At 60.4% G+C, this 1,992-nt stretch carries 4 protein-coding genes; 3 read left to right on the top strand and 1 reads right to left on the bottom strand.

The features are described 5' to 3' along the window. Positions 1–523, bottom strand: a 523-nt coding sequence (locus tag JCM12296_RS34405; RefSeq protein WP_157068182.1) for a 2Fe-2S iron-sulfur cluster-binding protein, incomplete at its 3' end; no start/stop codon positions are given. Positions 524–880: 357 nt separating this feature from the next. Between JCM12296_RS34405 and JCM12296_RS37575 the strand changes: the two genes are divergently transcribed. The 3 genes from JCM12296_RS37575 to JCM12296_RS49980 all read left to right on the top strand — a co-directional run. Continuing rightward, entirely contained in the window at positions 881–1,183 is a 303-nt protein-coding gene (locus JCM12296_RS37575) for a type II toxin-antitoxin system RelE/ParE family toxin (RefSeq protein WP_218188439.1), read from the top strand. Between the two features lie 72 nt (positions 1,184–1,255). Then, the gene (locus JCM12296_RS34395) at positions 1,256–1,540 is read left to right on the top strand and encodes a hypothetical protein (RefSeq protein WP_054702627.1); all 285 of its coding nucleotides are present in this window, start codon (positions 1,256–1,258) and stop codon (positions 1,538–1,540) included. A 141-nt stretch (positions 1,541–1,681) separates the two neighbouring features. After that, the coding region (locus JCM12296_RS49980; RefSeq protein ID WP_340147893.1) for an MFS transporter at positions 1,682–1,992 on the top strand (311 nt) is incomplete at its 3' end.

Here is a 1,992-nt window from a genome sequence, read left to right as displayed (position 1 = left end):
CCTTGACCAGAGTCTCCAGACGACGGCCCGGCGCTGTCGGCAGCCGGCCGAGACCGTCGACCAGCCGTTGAATGGCCCGGCGAATGGCCGCATAGCCCGTGCAGCGGCAGAGGTTGCCGTCCACGGCCGCCAGAGCCGCGTCCAGGGCAAGGGAAGGGCTATCCAGCAGAAAACCGGTCAGGGCCACGACCATCCCCGGCGTGCAGAAACCGCATTGGGTGGCGCCGGCGTCAACGATGGCCTGTTGGACCGGGAGGAGCCCCTCGCCGTTGAGCCCCTCGATGGTCAACACATGGCGGCCGTGCAGATCCCCCACGGGCAAGAGGCAGGCAGCCATGCAGCGATACCGGACGCCGTCGGGCGTGCGTCGGCCCACGAGCACGCTGCAGGCCCCGCAATCGCCTTCCCGGCAGCCTTGCTTGGTGCCGGTGAGATGATGGTCCCGCCGCAGCAGATCGAGTAAAACGGTACCCGGTCGGGCATGGGTGGCGATACGGTCGCGGTTGAGAAGAAATCGGATCATGGGCTTCCGGTCACTGAAAATTACGGCGCCGTGGGGTCTGCCATACGATACGCGTTATTTGCATTATAGCGACAGTTGGGCAAGCGGGGCAATTACCGAATTGAAACAAGCGGGAAGGCTTGTCCTGGACAGCACGGTTCCCCTTTGCTAAGGTTGCCGGAAATAAAAAATTCCTCCATCCTGCTTGGCTTTGTTCCCGTCTACCGTGTTGCCGCCACCGGCACATATTCCCGATATGCACCGGTGGCGGCGCCTTGTAGACGAACCCAAATCCGGCGCGATCTGGGGGAATTTTTTATTTCCGGCAACCTGAAACAGCAACACTTCCACAAAAAGATATCCGAGGAGACCCGTGCGTTGAAAAAACGGTGGCACATTGTTTATTGCGACGAGCAGTTGGATCCCTGTCCGGTCACGGAATTCATCGACGCCTGCGACCCCCGGCACCAGGTCAAGATCATCCGCTTCCTCGCCTTGCTGGAGGAGATGGGCCCCACCCTGCCGCGCCCCTATGCCGACCTGTTGCACGACGGCATTCACGAGCTGCGCGTCAAGCTTTCCGGCGATCACATTCGCATGCTCTACTTCTTCTGTTTTCGCCGATTCATCGTCTTCTACAGCGCCTTCGCCAAAAACACCCAACGGTTCCCGAACGGCTGATCGAGCAGGTGAAACGCTACCGCGAAAAATTTCTGTATCGCGTGACGCCCGAAGACCTGGAGGAACTGACCGATGCAACCGTTTAGGCGCTATTTTCAAGACCGCATGCAGGACGCCGGGTTCAAGGCTTTTTATGACCGCGAATGCCACGTTTGCGCCAGGACCGTGCAGATCTTCGCCCATGCGGAGGAAACGGGAATGTCCCTGGCGCTTCTGGCCGAAAGCGTCGGCGTCGGCCTGGAGGATCTGGAAGCCTTGCGGGATGCCGACCGCTGCGATCCGGCCATGGTCATTCACCTTTGCCGCCATCTGGGCCTGCCGGAGCCGGAATCCTGTCCTCGCCACAAGGGGAAATGAACGCGAAAAAAAAATGAGGTTGGTGTTTTGGACGGGTTTTTTGTATGCTGAGAAATTCTCCGACGGATCGAACGCCGCCTTCGGATGACTGGCTGTTCTCAACACCCGCCAACGCAAAAGGAGTGATATGCAAGCCGCCCCCTGCCAGGCCGGTCAGGCGCCGGATCGATTCCGGAGCACCTGGGCCCGATCCTGTTCCTGACATCCCTCTTCTTCATCAATTTTCTGTCGCGAATCATCCTGGCGCCCCTGCTGCCCACCATCGAAAAAGACCTGAGCATCGGCCACGGCGAGGCCGGATCGCTGTTTCTGCTGATCTCCGTCGGTTATTTCATCAGCCTGATCGCTTCGGGCCATGTCTCGGCCCGCTTGCTGCACCGGCGCACCATCGTGCTGTCGGCGCTCAGTCTCGGCGGCGCTGGTGTGGGTCGCCTCAGCCAGGCATCGTGGGG

It is taken from the genome of Desulfosarcina cetonica JCM 12296, from assembly GCF_001311845.1.
GTDB lineage: Bacteria > Desulfobacterota > Desulfobacteria > Desulfobacterales > Desulfosarcinaceae > Desulfosarcina > Desulfosarcina cetonica.
The sequence above is the reverse complement of the archived record's forward strand: the minus strand, read 5'-3'. Positions and strand labels throughout refer to the sequence as shown.